Genomic DNA, 19,996 nt, shown 5'->3' on the forward strand with positions numbered 1-19,996 from the left:
AATCAGTCTCCGGCGATGAAACTGTTTTCGAACCTTCGGCGTTTCGATGCTTCCAACAACGTCGCAAGAACGCCGGAGGAAGCATCATGAAGAGAGTCGCCATCGGGCTCGCAGCCCTGCTGTTCAGCACGTCCGTCTACGCCCAGGGCGCGGCCGGAAACGCGGCCGGCGCCGGGACGGGCCGCGCGAATACCGGATCGATGGATGCCGGCGGCAACACGGGCGGCGCCGGCGCGACGGCCGGCGGCCGGATGTCGGAGACGCGGGGTGAGAGCCGGAACACCGCCGCCGGGAACGGGGCCGGCGGCCGCGAGAACGGGATGCAGGCCGGACGGGCCGATCGCCAAGGCGTCGACCGCCAAGGCGTCGATCGTCAGGGCGCCGACCGGCAAGGGTCTGATCGGCAAGGCGCCGACCGTCAGGCGGCCGGCCGCGAAGACCGCCGCGACGCGGATCGGGTGGAAGCTCGCGGCGGCAACCGCGATGGGATGCGCCGCGACCGCGCCGAGCGCGACACGCGCAGCGAGCGCCGGGAGACCCGCACCGACATCCGCTCCGAGCGGGCCGGCGGCGGCTTCCGCCGGGAAGGACGGTTCGTGTTCGTCGGCGGCCAGCGCGTGGTCTACGGCTCGCCCGAGTACCGCCGGCTCGTCACCGTCGAGCGCCGGGGCGGCACGCGGGTCCGCACCGTCACCATCCGCGGCCACCGCGTCCTCTACGGCTCGCCCGAGTACCGTCGCCTCGTGAGCGTCCGCGAATCCGGGCCGCGCGTGCGCTACGTGACCATCCGCGGGCAGCGGGTGCTCTACGGATCGCCCGAGTACCGCCGCCTCAGCGTGACCACGACCGAGCGCCGCGGCGGCCGCGTCGCGGCCGACTTCCGCGGTCGGGACCGCGTCGACGTGCGGACCCGCTCCGCCCGGACCGAGACCCGCGACGACCGCGGCTTCCGCAACGCCGACCGCCGCAACGCGGGCGAGCGCAACGCCGACCGGGGATCCGAGCGCAACGCCGACCTGCGGGGCGGCCAGGGGGGGCGCAACGGCCAGGACTTGCGGGGCGGCCAAGACCTGCGGGCTGGCCAAGACCTGCGGGGCGGCCAGGACAAGGGCGGCATCCGCAACGCCTCCGAGCGCACGGGCGGCCGTGACGGTGGCCGCCAGATGAGCGGTCAGGGCGGGCGCGATGCCGGCATGACCGGCGGCGCGTCCGAGCGCGGCACCCCGGGCACCCGCGGCGGTGGGCGCGACGGTCGCAACTGATCGGGCTCGCCTCACGAGCGGGGAGGGGGCGACGCCGCCTCCCCGTTCCGTTGCGCCGTCAGTTCCTGAGCACCGGCTCGGCGATGTCGACGGCATGGCGGCCGGCCAGGTATTCCGGCTGGAACAGGCACATCCGCACGGCGTCCCGGTAGCGGCCGTTCATGAAGAACTCGTCCCGCAGGATGCCCTCGGGCCGGAAGCCGCAGCTCTCGTAGATCCGCACGGCGCGGGCGTTGTCCTTGTCGACGTGCAGGTAGAGCTTGTGGATGTTGAGCACGCTGAAGGCGTAGTCCATCGCGATCCGGGTCGCCTGGCGGGCGAAGCCCCGGCCCTGGAACCCGGGGTGGATCGCGATCTGGAACTCGCAGCGCCGGTGCAGGTGGTTGATCTCGACGAGCTCGACGAGGCCCGCCGGCTGGCCGTGCAGCGTCGCGATGATGAAGCGCCGCTCGGTCTGGTTGTGGATGTTGCGCTCGTAGAGCTGCGCCAGCTCGGCGAAGGACTCGTAGGCCTCCTCGAACCAGTAGCGCATGATGCTGTCGTTGTTGTTGAGCTGATGCACGAACATCAGGTCCTCGCGCTCCAGCGGGCGGAGCTTGACCCTGTCGGGAACGGTCTCGTTCATGCGGCGCAGGCCTCGATCAGCCGGCGCAGGAACGCCTCCCCGTCCCTCAGCGCCGCCAGGGTGATGAACTCGTCGGGCTGGTGCGCCTGGTCGATCGAGCCCGGCCCGCAGACCACCGTCGGGATGCCCCCCTGCTGGAAGCGCCCGGCTTCCGTGGCGTAGGGCATCGACACGGTGCGGTTGCGGTTGGCCATCCGCAGCGCCAGCCGCTCGGCCTCCGAGCCCGGATCGGGCAGGAGGCCGGGGATCGCGATCTCCTCGACGGTCTCGATCCGGCCGAAGGGGCCGTAGCGGTTCAGGCGCTCGCGGGTCACCGCCTCGGCCTTGGCCTGGAACAGGCGCGGGATCTCGGCCATGTCGAGGTCGGGCAGGCCGCGGAACTCCCAGTGGAAGGCGCATTCCTTCGGCAGGATGTTGCGGGCGGTGCCGCCGTGGATCGTGCCGACATGCACGGTGGTGGCGGGCGGATCGAACCGGCCCGACGCGTCGCCGCGCGCGATCATCCGGTCGGCGATGGCGTTGAGCCCGGAGACGAGGTCGCAGGCCGCCATCACGGCGTTGGCGCCCAGCATCGGCTTGGCCGAATGCGCCTCGTGGCCGTGCACCGTGGTGTGGAAGGTGACGATGCTCTTGTGCGCGTCGGCGACCTCGAGGTCGGTCGGCTCGCCGACGATCACCGCGCCCGGCCGCGGCAGGTCGAGGCCGAAGCGGGCGATCGCGTCCATCACGCCGAGGCAGGTGGTCTCCTCGTCGTAGGACAGCAGGATGTGGATCGGGCGTTTCAGGTCGGCGGCGAGGTAGTCCGGCACCAGGGCCAGGGCGGTGGCGCAGAAGCCCTTCATGTCGACCGCGCCGCGGCCGTAGGCCCGGCCGTCGGCGACGCGCAGGGTGAACGGGTCGGCGGTCCAGGCTTGGCCTACGACGGGGACGACGTCGGTGTGCCCCGACAGCACGACGCCGCCGTCGACCGGCGGGCCGATCGTGGCGAAGAGCGCGGCGCGGTCGCCGGCGGCGTTCGGGATGCGGGAATAGGGGACGCCCCAGCCGTCGAGGTAGGCGGCGACCCAGTCGATCAGGGCGAGGTTCGGCTTGGAACTCTCGGTGTCGAAGGCGACGAGGTGGGCGAGGATGTCGAGCGGGGTCATCCGCTCGCCGGAACCGGGCATCGGTCGTGTCCTTGGGCGGCCGGCCCCGGGCGCCGGCCCGAAACCGATCAGTGCAGGCTGCGGCGGATATGCGGGCTGTCGAGGGAGAAGGCCGGGATCTCGGCCTCGAAGCTCTCGCCCGCGACCGTGGCCATGGTGTAGCTGCCGGCCATCAGCCCGTCCGGCGTGGTGAGCGGGCAGCCGCTGGTGTAGCAGAACGACTCGCCCGGCTCCAGCACCGGCTGCTTGCCGACGACGCCGGCGCCACGCACCTCCTGGCAGTCGCCGCGCCCGTCGATGATGCGCCAATGGCGCGAGCGGAGCTGCACCTGCTCGGCGCCGTTGTTCACGATCTCGACGGTGTAGGCGAAGAAGTACCGGCTTTCGCCCGGCGAGGATTCCTCCTCGACGAAGCGCGGATTGACGGTCACGCTGATTCCGCGCGTCTCGGCCTTGTACATCGTCCCTAATTGCCCTCTTCAGCGGCGACCGAGTTCGGTCTAGCTCGGGTCTAGACGGCTCGAAGCCGCTTTTCGATGCGACTTTCATCGTGGTAGTTGCCGGGAGAATTCCCGTCAATCGCGTTGAAGTACGTCGCGGCGGCGGCAGGGGCAGGGCCGGCATGGTCGAGGGTTTGACGGGCCGCCTGAGGCGGTTCGGGGACGTGCGGCCCTCGCTGACCGCGCTCGCGCACGGCGCCGCCTGGACGGCGCTCCTGGCGCTCGCGGGCTTCCTCGCCTGGCGCGATCCCGGCACGAACCTGCCACCCGCGGCGGCGCTCGCGGCGGCGCTGATCCTCGACGGCGGGGCCCGGATCGCGGCGGCCCGGATCGCAAGACGGACAGGCCCCGATCCGCGGCTTTCCGGCCTGCCCTCCCTGGTGCTCGGCGTCGGCGGCGCCTTCGGCCTCCTCGCCGGCGGGGCCGCGTTGCTGCTGTTGCCGCGCGCGGTCCCGGTGCTCGCGAGCGCGCTCGCCGGCCTGATCGCGATCGGCGCGCTGGCCCGGCTCGCCCTGATCCGGATCGTCCTCGCCCTGCCCGGCGAGGAACCGGGCGAGCCGTGCCCGGCGCCGGCCGAGCCTCCTTTAAGCCGGCGTTAGGCGCTTTGCCCGAAAACGGCCGATGGTGACGGCCGGACGGGGCGCGCGAGAGACATGAGCACGACGCCGAGCCCGGCTGCCGGGACAAGCCCTTCAGCCGGGAACGCTTCTTCTGCGGGGCAGGGCGCCGCGGCGGCACCCGGAGCGCCGCGCGACGGCATCCTGTCGGCCGAGGGCATCGCCGCCCTGGCGCAGGCGGGCGGCATCCTGACGCCTTCCCCCTTCGCCGCCGACCAGATCCAGCCCGCGAGCCTCGACCTGCGCCTCGGGGCGCGGGCCTGGCGCGTGCGCACCAGCTTCCTGCCGGGCGCGTCCCGCGCGGTCTCGGCCTGCGTCGCGCGCCTTTCGTTCCACGAGATCGACCTGCGGCCCGGCGCGGTGCTGGAGACCGGCTGCGTCTACATCGCCGAGCTGCAGGAATCCCTGGCCCTGCCCGAGACCCTCGCGGCGGCGGCCAACCCGAAGAGCTCGACCGGTCGGATCGACGTGTTCACCCGCGTCATCACCGACCGGGCGGAGGCGTTCGACCAGGTCGAGGCCGGCTATCGCGGGCCGCTCTACGCCGAGATCTCGCCGCGCACCTTCCCGGTCCTGGTCCGCACCGGCTCGCGCCTGTCGCAGATCCGCTTCCGCCGCGGCACGGTGCGGCTGCGCGACGACGAGCTCGTCGCGCTGCACGCGCGCTCGCCGCTCGTCACCGCGGCGGCGCCGTCCTTCCACGGCGGCGTCGCCGTCTCCGTGGACCTCGCCGGATTCGACGGGCTCATCGGCTACCGGGCCAAGCGCCATACCGGCCTCGTGGACGTGGACGCCCCCGGGCGCCATGCGGCGGCCGAGTTCTGGGAGCCGCTGCCGGCCGACGGCTCGGGCTCGCTGATCCTCGATCCCGGCCAGTTCTACATCCTGGCCTCGAAGGAATCGGTGCAGGTGCCGCCCGACCACGCCGCCGAGATGGTCCCGTTCGACCCGCTGGTGGGCGAGTTCCGGGTCCACTACGCCGGCTTCTTCGATCCCGGCTTCGGCTATGCCGGCGCCGGCGGAACCGGCGCGCGCGCGGTGCTGGAGGTGCGCTCGCGCGACGTGCCGTTCCTGCTCGAGGACGGCCAGATCGTCGGCCGCCTCGTCTACGAGCGCATGGAGGCGGTGCCGCGGATGCTCTACGGCGCCGGCGCCGGCTCGAACTACCAGGCGCAAGGGCTGAAGCTGTCGAAGCACTTCGCCTGAGGCGGCGCGGCCTTGAGTGACCCGGCCACCGCAATCCTCGCGCGGAGTCCGAGCCGGCCACGGGCGTGCCCGCGGCACGGTCGATCCAGATCACATTACCGCCGCCGACGAACCCAGGATGCTGGAGTGCTGGACGATCGCGTTGATGGGCAAGATCGCGTAGCCATCCCGGTCGGCATCTGCATCCGGAAGTCGCGGCGCCCGCTTCGACGCCCCCTGTTCGTGTAACGGCGCACCGAACCCGCCGAGCCGTGCGACTTGTCCGTGGGACGGCGCGCGAAAAAGCTCCGATTTCGCGGTGGCTTGCTGAATCCAACGCCGTCGGAAGGGAGTGGTGGGCCCGGCAGGACCGCCGGGATTCAAGTGGATCAAAGACTTAGCGAGAGGTTTGGGGCTTGCTAGGCTCATTGAATATCAAGGGGTTTCTTCAGCGCCCCCCAAACCTTCGGGGCCTGAAAACGAGACTGCCGCCCTGGGGGTAGGAGCCCAGAACGGCAGGAACGAGGAAACCCGCCACCAAGCGACTTCCGAGGCCGGAGACTATCACGGCGTGCCCGGCGCTTCCACCATCGTGGGAGGCGCGGCATGACCGACCTCCGTACCATGGCTCGCGACCTCGGCGGCGAGGTTGCCGGTATCGGTCAAATTCTGTGCCCCGGCGTTGGACACACCGCCCGCGACCGCTCCCTGTCCGTGCGCCTCGACGCTCGCGCGCCCGGCGGCATCGTCGTCCACTCGTTCGCGGGTGACGATGCCCTCGCCGCAAAGGACTACGTTCGGCAACGGCTGGGCCTGTCCGAGGTTTTCGCCCGATCCGGTGTAAACCTCCCAGCCGAGGCAGAACGCAATTTTGCGTCGAGCCCCGTTGTGGTCCCCGGATCGGGGGAGCGCACCGCTCGTGCCCTGGCGATCTGGGCGGAAGCTCGCCACCCGGCTGGTAGTCCGGTGGAACGCTACCTCGCGCGCCGCGGCCTCGCCCTCCCGGATGATGTCCGTGAGGTGATCCGCTTCCATCCCTCGTGCCCCTTCGCCGGCACCCGTACCCGCGCCATGGTGGCGCTTGTGCGGGACATCGTGACGAACGAGCCGGTCGCCATCCACCGCACGGCCTTGAGCCTCGACGGTTGCAAGATCGAGGTGAACGGGCACGACCGTCTCGCCCTCGGCCCGATCGGCGGCGGCGCGGTGAAGCTCACCCCCGACGAGGACGTGACCACCTGCCTCGGGATCGGGGAGGGGATCGAGACCACACTGTCGCTCCGTAGGTCCCCCGAGTTCGGGGAATCGCCCGTGTGGTCGCTCATCGCGGCCGGCGGCATCAGCGCCTTGCCTGCGCTGCCCGGCATCGAGGCCTTGTGGATCGCCGTCGATCACGACCCGGCCGGCCTCAAGGCCGCTCGCACCTGCGCCGCCCGCTGGCAGGCCTCCGGTGCCGAAACCTTCCTCATCACGCCGGAAGCCCCCGGCGCGGACCTCAACGACCTGATCAAGGGGGCGCACCATGGCTGATCTCACCGGCTACACGATCGAGCATGGCAAGCCTGACCATCTCGCCGACGAGGCCTTGAGCGAGGGCTATGACGGCTGGGCGAACGACCGCGTCCCGATTGCGCCCCGCCGTGGGGCGGGTAAGGGGAGCGCGAAGCCGCTGATCTTCACGGCGGCCGAGCTACGCCGTCGGGAGTTCAGCCCCATCCGCTACGTGGTGCCTGGCTATATCGCGGAGGGCTGCACGCTTCTCGCCGGCCGACCCAAGCTCGGCAAATCGTGGCTAGTTCTGGAGGCTGGGCTTGCCGTGGCCAGCGGCAGCAACTGCTTGGGCGGCATCCCCTGCGAGCAAGGCGACGTTCTGTACCTCGCCCTTGAGGACAACGAGCGTCGGCTTCAGCGCCGCATGGACAAGGTCTTGGGCGCGTTCGCTACCGAGTGGCCGGCAGCTTTCGAGTGCGCGACCGAATGGCCCCGCTCCAACGAGGGCGGCATCGATGCGATTGAGGAATGGATACTGTCGAAGGAGAACCCGCGCCTCGTCATCGTGGACGTGCTGGCGATGTTCAAGCCGGTTCGCGGTGACAAGGAGAGCTTGTACGAGGCTGATTACCTCTCGATCAAAGGCCTACAGGGGCTCGCTGGCAAGTATCAGGTCGCGATCGTCGTCGTGCATCACACCCGGAAATCCGGGACTGAGAGCGACCCGTTCGAGAAGGTATCGGGCACCCTGGGCCTGTCCGGCGCTGCGGACACCACCGTCATCCTCGACCGGGACGGCAATGGCGCAACGCTCTACGGCCGCGGACGTGATGTCGAGGAGATCGAGGCTGCCGTCATCTTCGACAAGGCATCCTGCCGCTGGCACGTCCAGGGCGAAGCGAGCGAGGTCCGGCGCACCGACGAGCGTGGCGGCATCCTGGCGGCGCTTGAGGATGCGGATGAGCCGATGTCCCCGGGCGAGATCGCGATTGCCACGGGGCACACTCGCAACGCAATCGACCAGCTCCTCTACAAGATGGGCAAGGCAGGCGAGGTGCTGAAAGCCGGCCGCGGCCGCTACGTGCATCCCAATCGGACCGATCTTATCGATAGGGACGCTGGCACCCCCCATAAGAACGATAAGAAGATAAGAAAGGCGCCGTCCGCAGAGGGAGACACAGAGCGCGGTAGCCCCCCCGATCTTACCGGAACCAGCGCGCCCGTAAGAAACGCCCCACTCGATCCCACCGACGAAGCTGCCGTCGAGGATGCCCTTCGCTCGATCCATGAGGCCAAGGAGGCGGGGGCGCCTGAGTGGCCGGCGCTTCTCGCCGCTCTCGTCAACATGACCAGCAAGGATGAGGTGGCTCGCCTCGCCAAGAAGCTCGGGTTGGACCTGGGAGGCGACGATGCGTGAGGCAACTGGTTCTTACCGTCTTATCGATCTTACGGGGGGTCGCGATCTTACGCCCCCTCGCTCATCAGACAGGATCATGGACCTGGCAGACCGGCTTCGCAGGCTGGCCCCGTCCTCTCGAGATCCCGAGCGCTTCCACGAGGAGAAGAGCGAGATCGTCCACGCCCTGCGCATCATCGCTCGCGAGGTGGCTCATGGCTAAGTGGCCCTACGGCACACCGGAGTGGAAGGCGCTGCGTGCGTCCAAGCTCAAGGCCTCGCCCATCTGTGAGCCGTGCCAGCGGCGAGGCAGGGTCGTGGCTGCGAACACAGTGGACCACCGCATCAGCATCACGAACGGCGGTCCTGCCTTCCCTCTGCTGTCTGGTCTGATGTCCATGTGCCCAGCGTGTCACAACGCCAAGACGCGGGCCGTGGACAGGCCCGGCGGTTCGGGTGTGGCATTCCCTGGCTGCGATGCCTCGGGCCTGCCTGTGGACCCCTCGCATCCGTTCTTCGGCGGTCCAGCGAAGGGGTATACCCCCTCCAAGGACAAGGCGTTGGGGGCCGGGGACCGATTGGGGAGCTCTCCTCGCACTAAGTTTCGGGGAGGCCGCTGATGGGTCTCCGTGGTCCCGGCGCGAAGGCGATCAAAAAGCCTGCCGATCCCCTCATCGAAGCGACATCCGAGCCGCATCCGTGGGAGGCGGAAGGCCTCTCGCGTGCAGAGCGCGTCATCGCCTTCATGGAATCCCTACCGGTCACGTCGGGTGCGCTCGCCGGGACGACGTTCCGGGTCCGGCCCTGGCAGCGCAGGTTCCTCAAGGCGGTCTACGCCACCGATCGGCGCGGCCGGCGGCAGGTTCGCACTGCCGTGCTCTCAATGGCCCGAAAGAACGGGAAGACGGACGTGGCCGCGCGCCTCGCCCTCTGCCACATCGCCGGGCCGGAGGCGGAGGAGCGTGGCGAGGTCTACTCGGCCGCCAACGACCGCTTCCAGGCCGGCCGCATCTTCTCGGAGATTTGCGCCATCATCGACCGGGTGCCGTGGCTCACCGAGCGCATCTCGATCCGCCGCCACTCGAAGGAGCTTGAGGACATCGGCGGCACCGGCACGGTGTTCGCGGCGCTCTCGGCCGACGTGGCGACGAAGCACGGCCTATCGCCGTCCATGTGGATCTACGACGAGCTCGGGCAGTCGCCGAGCCGCGACCTGTACGACACTCTCGACACGGCTATGGGCGCCCGCGGCGAGCCGTTGGGCGTCGTCATCTCGACCCAGGCCGCGCGGGACGATGCGCCGATGTCCGAGCTGGTAGACTACGGCGTGCGGGTGAACGCGGGCGAGGTGAAGGATGCGAGCTTCCACCTGACGTTCTACACCGCGCCGGCCGAGGCTGACCCGTGGGAGCGGGCGACGTGGAAGGCGGCGAACCCGGCGCTCGGTGACTTCCGGTCCCTTGAGGATGTCCAGCGCCTCGCCGGGCAGGCCCAGCGGATGCCAAGCCGGGAGGCGTCATTCCGCAACCTGATCCTCAATCAGCGGGTGGACGCGACCCAGCAATTCATCACCGCGCCGGTGTGGATGGCCTGCGGTGCGCCCGTGGACCTCGCCAGCCTCAAGGGGCGGCCCTGCCACGCTGGTCTCGACCTTGCGGCCTCGCGCGACCTCACGGCCCTGGTACTGGTGTTCGAGGACGACGACGGCGCCTTCGACGCGGTGCCGTTCTTCTGGCTCCCCGACGACGACCTGCGGGAGCGAGAGGATGTGGACCGGGTGCCCTACGTGCGCTGGCGGGACGAAGGCTTCCTGCAGACCATGCCGGGGAAGACGACGGACCCGGAGGTAGTAGCTCGCAAAATTGCCGAGCTACACGGCATTTTCGGCTTCACGGCGCTCGCCTACGATCGGTGGCGGATCGAGGACATGCGGCGCGAGTTGGCGGCGATCGGCGCCGACGTTCCCCTCGTGGAGTGGGGGCAGGGGTTCAAGGACATGAGCCCAGCGATCGACGTGTTGGAGCGCTTGGCCGTCGAGGCGAAGCTACGGCACGGGATGCACCCGGTCCTGACCTGGTGCGCCGGCAACGCGAAGACGACGGCGGATCCGGCCGGGAATCGGAAGCTCGACAAGCGGAAGTCCACGGGGCGTATCGACGGGCTACAGGCCCTGGCGATGGCCCTCGGGGCAGCGAACCGCCACGAGGTGCAGGAGGCGTGGAGTCCGATGGTGGACGTGATCTGACCCCAGGATAAATCTGAAAATAAATCTTGAAACGAAATTATTATCGTCCATATTCTGACTGGTCGGCCACTGGCGGCCTTCCAAGAGGTGCAAAATGGACTTTAAGACCTACGACGAAATGTCGAAGCTACTCACCTTGAACGGGAATATCATCACCTGCCCTATGGCAAGTCTTCGTGACGCCCATGGTGCAGGAAAGTTGGGAGTGACTGTAACGAACAATATTAGCGCCGCCCTAGCGCATCGCGGAGTTGGGCATAACCCCGCCACCTTGCCGCAACAACAATGGGAAAGCGTACGGCTCTATAAGCTCGGGACTACTGTCGCGGATCTCATCACGGCGGCAACTGAGATTGGGGATGCAAACGATGAAAAGGTCCGCCAATTAGCAAATAGCACGGCAATCGAAGATTTAAAAAAGGTGAGGGAGATCGTCTGCGGCTAATGTATAGCGATCAACGGGGCAGTTGGAGCTGCCCCGCTGATCTAACCACCACCGTTCCAGGAGAACGATTATGGCTGAGCACGCTGATACCACGGCAACGTTAACGTCCCGTCGCGATCGTATCGACACCCTGATTTCGGACATGGAATACCCCGTTTCCGACCTCGCTCGGTGGGGTGAAGTCGTGAGGTGCCTCGGCACAACTGATGAGCCGGATTGCGGTGCCATCATCGTTGTTGGCGATGCTATCCTCACCCTCGCCAAGCGCATCCAAGCGGATTGGGATCAGGCTTTCAGGCTCACGCGACCGGTTCGGGAGAGCGCCCGATGAACTCGCACCCCCTCATGGTCCGCAGCTCCCTACAAGCCGCCGTCGCCGCTCTCGTCTTGTCTCGCGTCGCGATGGCACTCGGCCGGACTGAGGAATGGTTCTGGCGTCGAGCCGCGGACCGGATGAGGCACGCTCAGGCTCTTGCCGACATGGCGACCGGCCGCTGATCCACCCGGCCCGGCCGCTCGCGCGGTCAATGGTGGGGGATGCGTCACCCGCCTTACCGAGCCCGGTCGGGCTTTTGACAAACCTCTTGCGTCTAACAAGAGGATGGACTACCTCTTGATTGAAACAAGAGGTGATCTCCTATGTCCAGCGTTCCCAAACTGACCCCGCTCGCCGCCTGCCGTGTCGCTCGCATCGACCGGGATCGCCTGAACGAACACGTCGCGGCCGGCCGCTATCCCTGCGCTCCGAGCACCGTGCCCGGCCGCGCCCGCCTCTTCGACCCCGACGACATGGTCGGGCTGTGGCTGTTTCGGACCTTGATGGACGATGGGCTGACTGCCGAGGCAGCGGGCTTCATGGCCTGCGAGGTCGCCAAAGCGGCACGTATGAACCCGGAGGCGCGCACGATCACCTTCGTTCAGACCTACTTCGATGAGCGCGGCGGCAACGCTTATCCGTCCAGCCATGTGCCGGACGATGCGGACTGGGATGATGTGACTTTCGGCGGCACTGATATCCGAAAGGCCACGACCTTCAACATCAGCAAGATCCGCAAGCTGATCGCTCACTACACCGAAGAAGAGCGTTCGATCATTGGCGAGCGCGAGTAACGGAACCGGAAGGAGAGATCAAATGCGTACACTCATTCATCTTCGCGAACAGCGCGGCCTCAAGGTCGATGCCATCCGGGCCATCCACGCCAAGGCCGCTGGCGAGAGCCGCGACCTGACGGACACCGAACAGGCCGCCTTCGACACCGGCAAGAGCGAGGTCGAGCGCATGGAGCGCGAGATCCGCAATCACGAGTTCCTGGCGGATGCCGAGCGCCGGGTCGAAGCCGAGCCGATCGGCGAGCGCCGTGGCGGCGAGATGGGCGACATCGAGGCCCGGTTCTCTCCGGCCAAGGCCCTCGCCGAGTTCGTGGAGACCGGCCGCCTGACGGGCGCCGAGGCCGAGTACGCCGCCGAGCACCGCTCCGGCCGGCAGGGTGCCATCGCCATGCCCGTCTCTGCCTTCATGGGCGAGACCCGCGCTTTGCTCACCACCGCCCCGGCTGGCGGCCCCGGCGGCAACCTTGTTCCGAGGGATCAGGGCACACTCATCGACCGGGTGCGGCCGACGCTGGTCACTGAGAGCCTGGGCGCGACCGTGCTCCGCGGTCTCACCGGCAACCTCGACCTCCCGCGCATCAAGGATTCGGGGCAGGCCTTCTGGGTCCCGGAGCACGGCAACGTTACTCGCTCCGACATGACCTTCGACAAGGTGTCGATGGGTCCGCACACTGTCGGCGCCGAATACGAGATCAGCCGCCGGATGCTCCTCCAGACGACCGCCCTGGAACCCATCCTGCGCAACGACATCGCCTTCCTGCTCCGGCAGGCCCTCGACGCCGCGGCGATCAAGGGCGGCGGCACGAACGAGCCGATCGGCATCCTATCGACACCCGGCCTCAACGTTCTCCCACTCGGCACGAACGGCGGGGCTCTCGGCCTCGACCAGGTGGCCGACATGATCGCGGCAATCGACGATGACGCGGACGGCAACCGCGGCTTCCTCATCACCAAGAACATCCGCACCGCGGCGCTCAAGCTGAAGGACGGGCAGGGCAACCCTCTGGGCCTCAACACCGTGTTCGCGGGCGAGGCGGTGCGGGTGTCCAAGGCGATGCCGGCCAACGGCACCAAGGGCACCGGCACGAACCTTTCGGCCGCCCTCTACGGGATCTGGTCGGACCTCATCATCGGCTACTGGTCGAGCGTCGATATCCTGCCGAACCCGTACCACGTCGACGTGGCCTCGAAGGGTGGCTTGCTCCTCCACGCCTTCCTCGACGCGGACATTGCCACTCGGCACATCGAGAATTTCGTGGCCGTGAAGGACGCGAAAACGTCCCCTTAATGGGCGGGGACGATTCGGCTGGAGGTCAACTTGACTTCTCGGATCCCGCCAATAGTGGCCTAATGCCTGCACTCTGAGGGCTATTTTCAATAAAACGAGGTATTATGATGGAACAGCGCGCATCAACCATTGAGGTCCGAGCTAAGGGCCGGCGCCTTGAAGGCCATGCTGCGCTGTTCGGTGTTGAGGCACGCATCGGCACTTTCTCGGAGACGATCCGGGCTGGGGCTTTCTCGGGCTCGCTCAACCGGGACGTTCTCGCTCTCGTGGATCACGACCCTCACCGGGTTCTGGCACGCACCAAGAGCGGCACTCTGCGGCTCGCGGAGGATACCCGCGGGCTCGCCTTCGACCTCGACGTGCCAGACACCAGCAACGGCCGGGACATCCTTGCCCTCGCCGAGCGCAACGACCTCGGCGGCATGTCGTTCGGGTTCGCGGTCGGCCCCGGCGGCGACGACTGGCAGGGCGAGAAGCGCGAGTTGCGCGCCGTCACTCTCTACGAGATCAGCGTCATCCAGGCGCTTCCGGCCTACCCCGGCACCATCGTGAATGCCCGCTCTAAGGGCATTACCACTCCCGGCCTCCGGCTCGCGCTGGCCGGCCGCTACCTCGAAACCCTCCGGAGCTAACATGGGCCTGCTAAGCCGCCTGCTCGGGATCGAGACGCGCTCCGGCGACGTGCGCTTGTCCGATCCGTTCCTTGCCGAACACCTCGGCGTGGGCGGTCGTGGCGCCAACGTCACCGCCGATGCTGTGTTGTCGAACCTCGCGGTGGCGGCCCGGTGCGTCGCGCTCCGCTCCGAGATGATGGCGAGCGTCGGCCTGTACCTGTTCCGGCGGACGGACAACGGCGGTCGGGAGCGCGCCGACGACAACCCGCTGTACGGCGTGCTCCACGACCTCGCGAACCCCAACATGACCGCGTTCGAGGCGCGCGAGTTTCTGGTGCGTAGCCTCGACCTCACGGGCAACGGCTATGCCCGGATCGAGCGCAACGCCCGTGCGCAGGTGACGGCGCTCTACCCCCTGCCGCCCCTGTCCGTGGGCGTGGAGCGGCTGGCCTCGGGTCGGTTGCGCTACCGGGTCAACACCGAGCGCGGCGCCCCCTACGTCCTCCTTCAGGAGGAGATGCTTCACCTGCGCGGGTGCTCCCGCGATGGCATCCTCGGGCAGTCCACCATTGCCGTGAACCGCGGCTCACTCGGCCTCGCCATGACGCACCAGGAGACGGCCTCGGCGCTCTCGGCCAACAGCCTCCGCCCCTCCGGCCTCTTGAGCTTCGTGGAGCGCCTGACGGGCGACCAGCATGCGCAGGTCCGGCAGAGCATGGAAACCCGCTACAGCGGCACCGACAAGGCCGGCAAGCTGATGATCATGGACGGCGGCGCCAAGTTCGAGCGCATGTCGTTCTCGCCGGAAGACGCCGAGTTCTTGTCGTCGCGCAAGCTCGCGAACGAGGACGTGGCCCGGGTGTTCGGGCTACCGCCCACGTCGGTCGGCATCACCGACAAGGCGACCTACAGCAACACCGAACAGGAAGGCCGTGCCCTCGTCCAGAACGCTCTCGGGCCGCTCGCTGGTCGGATTGAAGCGGCGATGCTCCGGTGCCTCCTCACGGACGTGTCGCGCCGGTCCCTGTACGTGGAGCACGACCTCGACACGCTGTTGCGCGGCGATGTGAAGGCTCGCTTCGAGGCCTACCGCATCGGGCGCGAGACGGGCGCTCTCAGCCCCAACGACATCCGACGCCGGGAGAACGACCCGCCGATCCCGAACGGGGACATCTACCACCAGCCGGCGAATTGGGTGCCGCTCGGCACGAAGGTGGCGACCGAGGCCTTGCCCGTCCACGAGCCGGCGGCGGCAGCCTGAGCATGGGGCGTCAGATCGCACTTCCGCCGACCCTCTCGCCCCGGCTGATCAGCCGGGATGCGGCGGCGGCGTACGTGTGCGTCTCGACCAACAAGTTTGACGAAATGGTCCGCGACGGGCGTATGCCTCGCGCTCGACGGATCGACGCACGCAAGGTGTGGTGCGTGCGTGAGCTAGACAGTGCGGCGGACAATCTGCCGATCGACGGCGATGATGCTACCGGGGATGACACCTGGGGGGACATCGATGCCGCGTAAACTGCCGCCTTACGTCGAGCGCAACGTCGTGAAGGGGAACACCTACCTCTCGTTCCGGCGAGGGAAGGGCACCCGCATCCGCCTTCCGGCCGACCCGACCTCGACGGAGTTCCAGGACGCTTATCGTGCCGCGCTGATCGGCCAGACGCCCGCCAAGACTGCGGGCCGTACGGCCGCCGCGCCGGGCACGATTGAGGCTCTGGTGCAGTCCTACTTGCGCAGCCCCGAGTACGTCGAGCTCCGCGCCACCACGAAGCAGGGATACCGGTCTCGGATCGAGATGATCCGTACCAAGCACGGTCATCGCACGATTGCCGGCCTCACCGCTTCGAGGATCAGTGCAGCCTTTCTTGAGCCGCTGGCCGGCAAACCTGGTGCGAGGCTGTCGCTCCTCAAGATGCTGCGTATCCTGATCCGTCACGCCATCGGCAAGGAGTGGTTGAAGCACGATCCATCGAAGTCCATTCGGCGACCGAAGTCGAACGAAATCCGGTCTTGGACCGATGAGGAGATTGTGCAGTTCGAGGAAAGGTGGCCGGTTGGATCCAAGCAACGCCTCGCCTTTGCGTTGCATCTATACACAGGACAACGCCGGTCAGACGTACATCGCATGACGTGGGCCGATGTTGTGAGTGGCAAGATCCGCGTCGTCCAACAAAAGACGGGGGCCAAGCTGTCGATCTATCTGCACCCTGATCTGCGGCACGTACTAGACGCGACCGTGCGCCAGCACGTCACCATCCTTAACACCGGCTTCGGCAAGCCCTTCACGGTCTCCGGCTACGGCAACTGGCTCCGCGACGCGATCACCGACGCAGGCCTGCCGGTTGACTGCCAACCCCATGGGTTGCGGAAGGCCGCCGGGCGTCGCCTTGCCGAGGTCGGGTGCTCGGCGAACGTCATCATGGCCGTGCTCGGGCACAAATCGCTATCCGAGGCCGAGCGGTACACGCGGGATGCCGATCAAGCCCGCCTCGCCGAAGCTGGCATTGTCAGGCTGCCGGTACGGATCACGAACAACATTGCCCAAACCACCCCTGAGGAGTTTGGGGAAGTTGCGAAAAGCAAAGAGGGATCAAAGCGATGAGTAGAGTGGTGGTGGGCCCGGCAGGACTCGAACCTGCAACCAGACCGTTATGAGCGCACTGCTTCGGCGTGCTTCCCTATGAAAAGCAGACGAAAGCGGCCTCGTTTGGCTCCGAAATGCCAGTTCGTTCACGGCCAATCGTTGCCGTTTCATTGCCGCATATTTTGCTCACTTGGGCAAGCACCATACTGGTCCAATTATTGGAGAGGCCACCCTCGAAGGGGCCTTCTTTTATTTCACGACGCCGCGTTCCATTTCCAACCGGCCGTGTTGGTGGCCTGAGCTATCGACCTGCATATCCTCGTCAATTACGGCGAAGCCCTGTGCCCGGTAAAACTCAAGGGCTGAAACGTTCTTTTCAAAGACGTGTAGGCGCAACAACTCGTGATAATTTTGTACTTCCTGTAAGAGAGTTGATCCTACCCCCTGACGAATCTGTAGGCGGTCTACGTACAACGCTGAGATGTAGCCTTCATCATCCACGGTGATGAAGCCGATCACTGAGCCATCGAGTTCAGCAATCAGAGTTTCGGATTGTCCCAGCAGAAACACCAGATGCTGACGCCCCTCGGTTTGCTCACGGCTTTCTAGGAACGAATGAGTGATGGGGAACGTCCGGTCGAAGACCGCTAGCACCGAAGCTTCGTCAATTTTGCACTTGTAGGGACGGATATGCATTGACCGTATCTGGCCTCCAAGCTGACCATCCGCCGCCATGCCAACTTACCCAGTGTGGTCCAGTCAATTTGCCGATGCCGCAACCGTGTTTTTCGCGATCCAAACAGCGAGTGGGATTTCCGCCACCGCTCGATCACCGAGGAGTTCACGGGCCACCAGTGCGAAGTCGATACGCTCTTCGCCCTCTACCTCATCTGCGGCGGCTTTCGCCGTCCAGCCTAAGAGTTCGGCCCAGCGCCCTCGCTGCGGGGAAATGAGAACTCGCAAGACGGCATCCTCACGCTGCTTCTTCGTTCCCGCCTTACCGACAGTGGCAGATGTGGCCTCGCTCGGCTCGAACCACGATTGCAGGAACGCATACTCTCTCGGCCAAAGCTTCGAGTCGGCTAGCGCGGCTGCGATGGCTTTCGGCGATTGCCGCTCGGGCGGGACACCATCGAGAAGCTGCTCGATCAGCAATTCAGTTCCCATCCGCTCCGGTCGAACCTGACCGGAACTTACGGCCTCGAGAAATTGAACCAAGCCAAACGGCGGAGGCTCCTGGCGGGCGATATTGGTTGCGAGGTGGTGCGCTATGAGCGACTGCGCGATCTCGGGTGAGGCATCGAACGTATCGAGTTGGTCGCCAACCTCGGCAAGGAATTGATCGGCCTCGCGCCGACTGAGATCCTCCCGGACCCAAGCATCTCGGACCCCGAAGCCCTGCTTCACCAGGAGGGAGGCCAGTGCGAGTTTTCGCCCTCGTTTGAGGATCACGAAGACGCTTTGTGCGCCGGCTCCATCGCACCCCGAGGCGATGACCGTGCTGATCTGGGCGGATGGCCTAGCAGCAGGTTGCAAACCGCGCTGCCGGCAAGCGCGAACTGCCGAATCGAGGGGTGCTTGTACGGCCTCTGTGAGCCATGGGCGCATCATGACGAGGCGCTCTGCGCTTGCCGCGGATAGGCCACCGTGTTGGGCAGCCACGACAAGGTTTTGCGCCACCTGCTGGACCACTGAGGGACTTGAATCGAGCAGCCATCCGAGAGCAGCCTCCCGCATCGATTCCACCTCCGAGGCAACGAAGGAGCCGACGATCACAAGACGCTGGTCAGCCGGGAAGGCAGCCAATTGCTCGGAAAGTTGCCCATGGATGAGGAAAGGGTCGTGAACGAAAGCCTCGGCCATGGCGGCATAATGAGAGGTGATATCGTCGGGACTGAGCGACGGGCCGTGTGAGGCGGCCTGCTCGGAGAGAGCGAGGATAAGGGCACGCAACTCATCGCCGAGGTCGAGCTTGGCCGCTGTAAATTGCTGGCCGATAACCATCATCACTTCGGGTGGCAATAGGCCACTCTCGGCCGCTGTAACGAGCTTCTGCCGGACCTCCTCGACGAGGTTCTTCGCTGGTTCGCTGCCGCCTTCGACCGCCATCCGCGTCTCGTCGAGCGCTTGCCCCATCATGAAAAGAAGAGCCTCGCACAAAGCGTCGTTGGGACGCTTTTTGCCAACCTCTTTGATCAGTAGGTCGAGTACGACGATCATGGCGTCCGGATTATGGGACAGCGCAAGTCCGACGGTCTCCAACCCTACCGTCATTTGCCCGCGTCGAAGATCAGCGGCGACGAGCTTCGCGAGCTGAAGGATTCTGGCACGCGGCGCGTTCGCTGTAGCAGGCATCACGGAGGGCCTCGTAGATAGGGTGCTTCCGATTGATCCAGGAACATAGATAGCAGATCAATCAGCTTGGCACCCGTGGCCACAGCCTGAACCGAGTCGCCGCTTCACCAGCGCGCGCGAAGTCGACCACTTCCTCATGCGCACCTGTTCCGGATCAGCTCTGCCGGTTCTTGTATAAGAAAACCCGCCTGATGCGCCTCACCGCCAAGGAAGGCGACCAGCGGCAGCGTTGGGAGGTCGAGGCCAAGCGGTTCGCGGCCCTCGTGCTGATGCCGCCGCACCCGCTGCGAGGGGCCATGGCAGCCTTTGGCTAGCCGGGTCTGCAGCACATTCTTGCGCTCGCGCGCGACTTCGGGGTCGGTAAGGAGACGGCGGTTCCGACCTACGTCCAGTACCACGCCTAGCGGATCGCCATCGTCGTGGCGGGCCACAGCCGGGTGCAGCGTTGCTACCGCAGCCCCTCCTTCCCCGCCATCGTCTGCACTGTCGGAAGCCCGATCCCAGAGCAGTCGCTCTTTCACAGGAGTTCGCATCAAACGAACATCCCGAGCGCCATCGCCGCGTGCAGTCCTGATGTCTGGATCGCTGTGAAGCGCGACCTTCGTGCGCCGTCGCCCGACGAGCAGGTGTACCTCCAGCAGAACGGCTTCGCGATGATCCTGCTGCGTCTCAAAGCCGTTCCGGAGGAGAGCGCGGAGGAGCGCAGGCTGGAGGAGGGCTGGCGCTATCGCTTCCACTCGGGGCGCCGCTAGCTGACATCCACTCGGGGTCGAATTGGACTGGGACGTCATTGGGATCACAACAAGATCCACTGACGCAGTGCATCAACGCGCCGATTGCGTTGCTCTCCACTACGAGTTCGTGAACTCGCTCCCTCTCTATACTTTTCAATGTATGGGTTATCATGTTGGGCTTGATATGAATCAACAAAAGTATCCAATTTTTTTGAAGGAATATCTCCCTTAAGCAGCATATCTACACAAAACAGGGTGTATAGATTATTGGTTTTTGTGAAGAAGTTTTTCGTTGCATTATTTACAAAGTACGCCTCGTCAGCCCGTTTAAAAAAATCGGCAACAGATTTGATATCCTCAACCTTCATCTCATATTTGTCATTATACATATCATAAA

At 66.2% G+C, this 19,996-nt stretch carries 24 protein-coding genes; 17 read left to right on the top strand and 7 right to left on the bottom strand.

Features of this window, described 5'->3' with window-relative positions; all coding sequences use genetic code 11:
* Positions 1 to 86 precede the first annotated feature (86 nt).
* Positions 87 to 1,262 carry a hypothetical protein gene (locus FV226_RS11055; RefSeq protein WP_147762929.1) on the top strand — a complete coding sequence of 392 codons (1,176 nt, stop codon included), beginning with the start codon at positions 87 to 89 and terminating at the stop codon, positions 1,260 to 1,262.
* A gap of 58 nt (positions 1,263 to 1,320) precedes the next feature.
* On the opposite strand, the gene speG is transcribed toward FV226_RS11055, so the two are convergent.
* Genes speG through apaG form a run of 3 tightly spaced genes read right to left on the bottom strand, consistent with a single transcriptional unit; the run spans position 1,321 to position 3,493 of the window.
* The gene (speG, locus tag FV226_RS11060; RefSeq protein ID WP_147751978.1) at positions 1,321 to 1,887 is read right to left on the bottom strand and encodes a spermidine N1-acetyltransferase; all 567 of its coding nucleotides are present in this window, start codon (positions 1,885 to 1,887) and stop codon (positions 1,321 to 1,323) included.
* Positions 1,884 to 3,053, bottom strand: a complete 1,170-nt coding sequence (gene argE / locus FV226_RS11065) for an acetylornithine deacetylase (protein WP_147762930.1) — start codon at positions 3,051 to 3,053, stop codon at positions 1,884 to 1,886. Before argE ends, speG begins: the two co-directional genes overlap by 4 nt.
* A gap of 47 nt (positions 3,054 to 3,100) precedes the next feature.
* Entirely contained in the window at positions 3,101 to 3,493 is a 393-nt protein-coding gene (gene apaG, locus FV226_RS11070; protein WP_147751976.1) for a Co2+/Mg2+ efflux protein ApaG, read from the bottom strand.
* A 161-nt stretch (positions 3,494 to 3,654) separates the two neighbouring features.
* Here apaG and FV226_RS11075 point away from each other — a divergent pair, with 161 nt between their 5' ends.
* Both FV226_RS11075 and FV226_RS11080 read left to right on the top strand, forming a co-directional pair.
* Positions 3,655 to 4,131 (top strand): hypothetical protein, encoded by a 477-nt coding sequence (locus FV226_RS11075; RefSeq protein ID WP_187278730.1) that lies wholly within the window; start codon positions 3,655 to 3,657, stop codon positions 4,129 to 4,131.
* A gap of 54 nt (positions 4,132 to 4,185) precedes the next feature.
* Positions 4,186 to 5,355, top strand: coding sequence for a 2'-deoxycytidine 5'-triphosphate deaminase (locus FV226_RS11080; protein ID WP_147762931.1), 1,170 nt, complete (start codon positions 4,186 to 4,188; stop codon positions 5,353 to 5,355).
* Positions 5,356 to 5,898: 543 nt separating this feature from the next.
* Here the strand turns inward: FV226_RS11080 and FV226_RS11085 are convergent.
* Positions 5,899 to 6,369 (bottom strand): hypothetical protein, encoded by a 471-nt coding sequence (locus tag FV226_RS11085; RefSeq protein WP_147762932.1) that lies wholly within the window; start codon positions 6,367 to 6,369, stop codon positions 5,899 to 5,901.
* Here FV226_RS11085 and FV226_RS11090 point away from each other — a divergent pair.
* The 12 genes from FV226_RS11090 to FV226_RS11145 all read left to right on the top strand — a co-directional run bounded on the left by FV226_RS11090 (position 6,355) and on the right by FV226_RS11145 (position 16,528).
* Positions 6,355 to 6,864 carry a toprim domain-containing protein gene (locus FV226_RS11090; protein ID WP_147762933.1) on the top strand — a complete coding sequence of 170 codons (510 nt, stop codon included), beginning with the start codon at positions 6,355 to 6,357 and terminating at the stop codon, positions 6,862 to 6,864. The two genes, FV226_RS11085 and FV226_RS11090, sit on opposite strands and share 15 nt — an antisense overlap.
* On the top strand, positions 6,857 to 8,242 hold the full coding sequence (locus FV226_RS11095; RefSeq protein WP_147762934.1) for an AAA family ATPase: 1,386 nt from the start codon (positions 6,857 to 6,859) through the stop codon (positions 8,240 to 8,242). The genes FV226_RS11090 and FV226_RS11095 overlap by 8 nt, the downstream gene beginning before the upstream one ends.
* A 76-nt stretch (positions 8,243 to 8,318) precedes the next feature.
* Positions 8,319 to 8,444 carry a hypothetical protein gene (locus FV226_RS28955; RefSeq protein ID WP_281406036.1) on the top strand — a complete coding sequence of 42 codons (126 nt, stop codon included), beginning with the start codon at positions 8,319 to 8,321 and terminating at the stop codon, positions 8,442 to 8,444.
* A 396-nt stretch (positions 8,445 to 8,840) separates the two neighbouring features.
* The gene (locus FV226_RS11105; protein WP_147762936.1) at positions 8,841 to 10,466 is read left to right on the top strand and encodes a terminase TerL endonuclease subunit; all 1,626 of its coding nucleotides are present in this window, start codon (positions 8,841 to 8,843) and stop codon (positions 10,464 to 10,466) included.
* 94 nt (positions 10,467 to 10,560) lie between these two features.
* Positions 10,561 to 10,911, top strand: a complete 351-nt coding sequence (locus tag FV226_RS11110; RefSeq protein ID WP_147762937.1) for a hypothetical protein — start codon at positions 10,561 to 10,563, stop codon at positions 10,909 to 10,911.
* Positions 10,912 to 10,981: 70 nt separating this feature from the next.
* A complete protein-coding gene (locus tag FV226_RS11115; protein WP_147762938.1) occupies positions 10,982 to 11,242 on the top strand; it encodes a hypothetical protein in 261 nt (86 codons plus the stop codon).
* A gap of 308 nt (positions 11,243 to 11,550) precedes the next feature.
* Positions 11,551 to 12,021 carry a hypothetical protein gene (locus FV226_RS11120; protein ID WP_147762939.1) on the top strand — a complete coding sequence of 157 codons (471 nt, stop codon included), beginning with the start codon at positions 11,551 to 11,553 and terminating at the stop codon, positions 12,019 to 12,021.
* A 22-nt stretch (positions 12,022 to 12,043) separates the two neighbouring features.
* Complete coding sequence (locus FV226_RS11125; RefSeq protein WP_147762940.1) at positions 12,044 to 13,309, top strand: phage major capsid protein; 1,266 nt, start codon at positions 12,044 to 12,046, stop codon at positions 13,307 to 13,309.
* A gap of 107 nt (positions 13,310 to 13,416) precedes the next feature.
* The gene (locus FV226_RS11130; protein WP_147762951.1) at positions 13,417 to 13,941 is read left to right on the top strand and encodes an HK97 family phage prohead protease; all 525 of its coding nucleotides are present in this window, start codon (positions 13,417 to 13,419) and stop codon (positions 13,939 to 13,941) included.
* Between the two features lies 1 nt (position 13,942).
* Positions 13,943 to 15,184: a phage portal protein gene (locus FV226_RS11135; RefSeq protein WP_187278732.1), complete on the top strand. Its 1,242-nt coding sequence runs from the start codon at positions 13,943 to 13,945 to the stop codon at positions 15,182 to 15,184.
* Positions 15,185 to 15,186: 2 nt separating this feature from the next.
* On the top strand, positions 15,187 to 15,441 hold the full coding sequence (locus FV226_RS11140; protein WP_147762942.1) for a hypothetical protein: 255 nt from the start codon (positions 15,187 to 15,189) through the stop codon (positions 15,439 to 15,441).
* Positions 15,431 to 16,528, top strand: coding sequence for a tyrosine-type recombinase/integrase (locus FV226_RS11145; RefSeq protein WP_147762943.1), 1,098 nt, complete (start codon positions 15,431 to 15,433; stop codon positions 16,526 to 16,528). The genes FV226_RS11140 and FV226_RS11145 overlap by 11 nt, the downstream gene beginning before the upstream one ends.
* Positions 16,529 to 16,759: 231 nt before the next feature.
* Here the strand turns inward: FV226_RS11145 and FV226_RS11150 are convergent, their stop codons facing one another.
* Both FV226_RS11150 and FV226_RS11155 read right to left on the bottom strand, forming a co-directional pair.
* Positions 16,760 to 17,245: a GNAT family N-acetyltransferase gene (locus FV226_RS11150; RefSeq protein ID WP_147762944.1), complete on the bottom strand. Its 486-nt coding sequence runs from the start codon at positions 17,243 to 17,245 to the stop codon at positions 16,760 to 16,762.
* A 24-nt stretch (positions 17,246 to 17,269) separates the two neighbouring features.
* Positions 17,270 to 18,865, bottom strand: coding sequence for a hypothetical protein (locus FV226_RS11155; protein ID WP_147762945.1), 1,596 nt, complete (start codon positions 18,863 to 18,865; stop codon positions 17,270 to 17,272).
* A gap of 170 nt (positions 18,866 to 19,035) precedes the next feature.
* Between FV226_RS11155 and FV226_RS28575 the strand changes: the two genes are divergently transcribed.
* Together FV226_RS28575 and FV226_RS28580 are read left to right on the top strand one after the other, a co-directional pair.
* Positions 19,036 to 19,179 carry a hypothetical protein gene (locus FV226_RS28575; RefSeq protein ID WP_246691555.1) on the top strand — a complete coding sequence of 48 codons (144 nt, stop codon included), beginning with the start codon at positions 19,036 to 19,038 and terminating at the stop codon, positions 19,177 to 19,179.
* A gap of 105 nt (positions 19,180 to 19,284) precedes the next feature.
* On the top strand, positions 19,285 to 19,617 hold the full coding sequence (locus FV226_RS28580) for a hypothetical protein (protein ID WP_246691556.1): 333 nt from the start codon (positions 19,285 to 19,287) through the stop codon (positions 19,615 to 19,617).
* 44 nt (positions 19,618 to 19,661) lie between these two features.
* Here the strand turns inward: FV226_RS28580 and FV226_RS11165 are convergent.
* Positions 19,662 to 19,996: hypothetical protein (locus FV226_RS11165; RefSeq protein WP_210246507.1), on the bottom strand; the 335-nt coding region annotated here is incomplete at its 5' end.

The sequence above is a fragment of the Methylobacterium sp. WL12 genome (genome assembly GCF_008039475.1).
Classification (GTDB): domain Bacteria; phylum Pseudomonadota; class Alphaproteobacteria; order Rhizobiales; family Beijerinckiaceae; genus Methylobacterium; species Methylobacterium cerastii.

What these genes read in the sequence shown, in the direction of transcription:
- FV226_RS11055 (WP_147762929.1), top strand. Translation starts at nt 87, where the DNA reads ATGAAGAGAGTCGCCATCGGGCTCGCAGCCCTGCTGTTCAGCACGTCC.
- speG (WP_147751978.1), bottom strand. Translation starts at nt 1,887, where the DNA reads ATGAACGAGACCGTTCCCGACAGGGTCAAGCTCCGCCCGCTGGAGCGC.
- argE (WP_147762930.1), bottom strand. Translation starts at nt 3,053, where the DNA reads ATGCCCGGTTCCGGCGAGCGGATGACCCCGCTCGACATCCTCGCCCAC.
- apaG (WP_147751976.1), bottom strand. Translation starts at nt 3,493, where the DNA reads ATGTACAAGGCCGAGACGCGCGGAATCAGCGTGACCGTCAATCCGCGC.
- FV226_RS11075 (WP_187278730.1), top strand. Translation starts at nt 3,655, where the DNA reads ATGGTCGAGGGTTTGACGGGCCGCCTGAGGCGGTTCGGGGACGTGCGG.
- FV226_RS11080 (WP_147762931.1), top strand. Translation starts at nt 4,186, where the DNA reads ATGAGCACGACGCCGAGCCCGGCTGCCGGGACAAGCCCTTCAGCCGGG.
- FV226_RS11085 (WP_147762932.1), bottom strand. Translation starts at nt 6,369, where the DNA reads ATGGAAGCGGATCACCTCACGGACATCATCCGGGAGGGCGAGGCCGCG.
- FV226_RS11095 (WP_147762934.1), top strand. Translation starts at nt 6,857, where the DNA reads ATGGCTGATCTCACCGGCTACACGATCGAGCATGGCAAGCCTGACCAT.
- FV226_RS28955 (WP_281406036.1), top strand. Translation starts at nt 8,319, where the DNA reads ATGGACCTGGCAGACCGGCTTCGCAGGCTGGCCCCGTCCTCTCGAGAT.
- FV226_RS11105 (WP_147762936.1), top strand. Translation starts at nt 8,841, where the DNA reads ATGGGTCTCCGTGGTCCCGGCGCGAAGGCGATCAAAAAGCCTGCCGAT.
- FV226_RS11110 (WP_147762937.1), top strand. Translation starts at nt 10,561, where the DNA reads ATGGACTTTAAGACCTACGACGAAATGTCGAAGCTACTCACCTTGAAC.
- FV226_RS11115 (WP_147762938.1), top strand. Translation starts at nt 10,982, where the DNA reads ATGGCTGAGCACGCTGATACCACGGCAACGTTAACGTCCCGTCGCGAT.
- FV226_RS11120 (WP_147762939.1), top strand. Translation starts at nt 11,551, where the DNA reads ATGTCCAGCGTTCCCAAACTGACCCCGCTCGCCGCCTGCCGTGTCGCT.
- FV226_RS11125 (WP_147762940.1), top strand. Translation starts at nt 12,044, where the DNA reads ATGCGTACACTCATTCATCTTCGCGAACAGCGCGGCCTCAAGGTCGAT.
- FV226_RS11130 (WP_147762951.1), top strand. Translation starts at nt 13,417, where the DNA reads ATGGAACAGCGCGCATCAACCATTGAGGTCCGAGCTAAGGGCCGGCGC.
- FV226_RS11135 (WP_187278732.1), top strand. Translation starts at nt 13,943, where the DNA reads ATGGGCCTGCTAAGCCGCCTGCTCGGGATCGAGACGCGCTCCGGCGAC.
- FV226_RS11140 (WP_147762942.1), top strand. Translation starts at nt 15,187, where the DNA reads ATGGGGCGTCAGATCGCACTTCCGCCGACCCTCTCGCCCCGGCTGATC.
- FV226_RS11145 (WP_147762943.1), top strand. Translation starts at nt 15,431, where the DNA reads ATGCCGCGTAAACTGCCGCCTTACGTCGAGCGCAACGTCGTGAAGGGG.
- FV226_RS11150 (WP_147762944.1), bottom strand. Translation starts at nt 17,245, where the DNA reads ATGGCGGCGGATGGTCAGCTTGGAGGCCAGATACGGTCAATGCATATC.
- FV226_RS11155 (WP_147762945.1), bottom strand. Translation starts at nt 18,865, where the DNA reads ATGCCTGCTACAGCGAACGCGCCGCGTGCCAGAATCCTTCAGCTCGCG.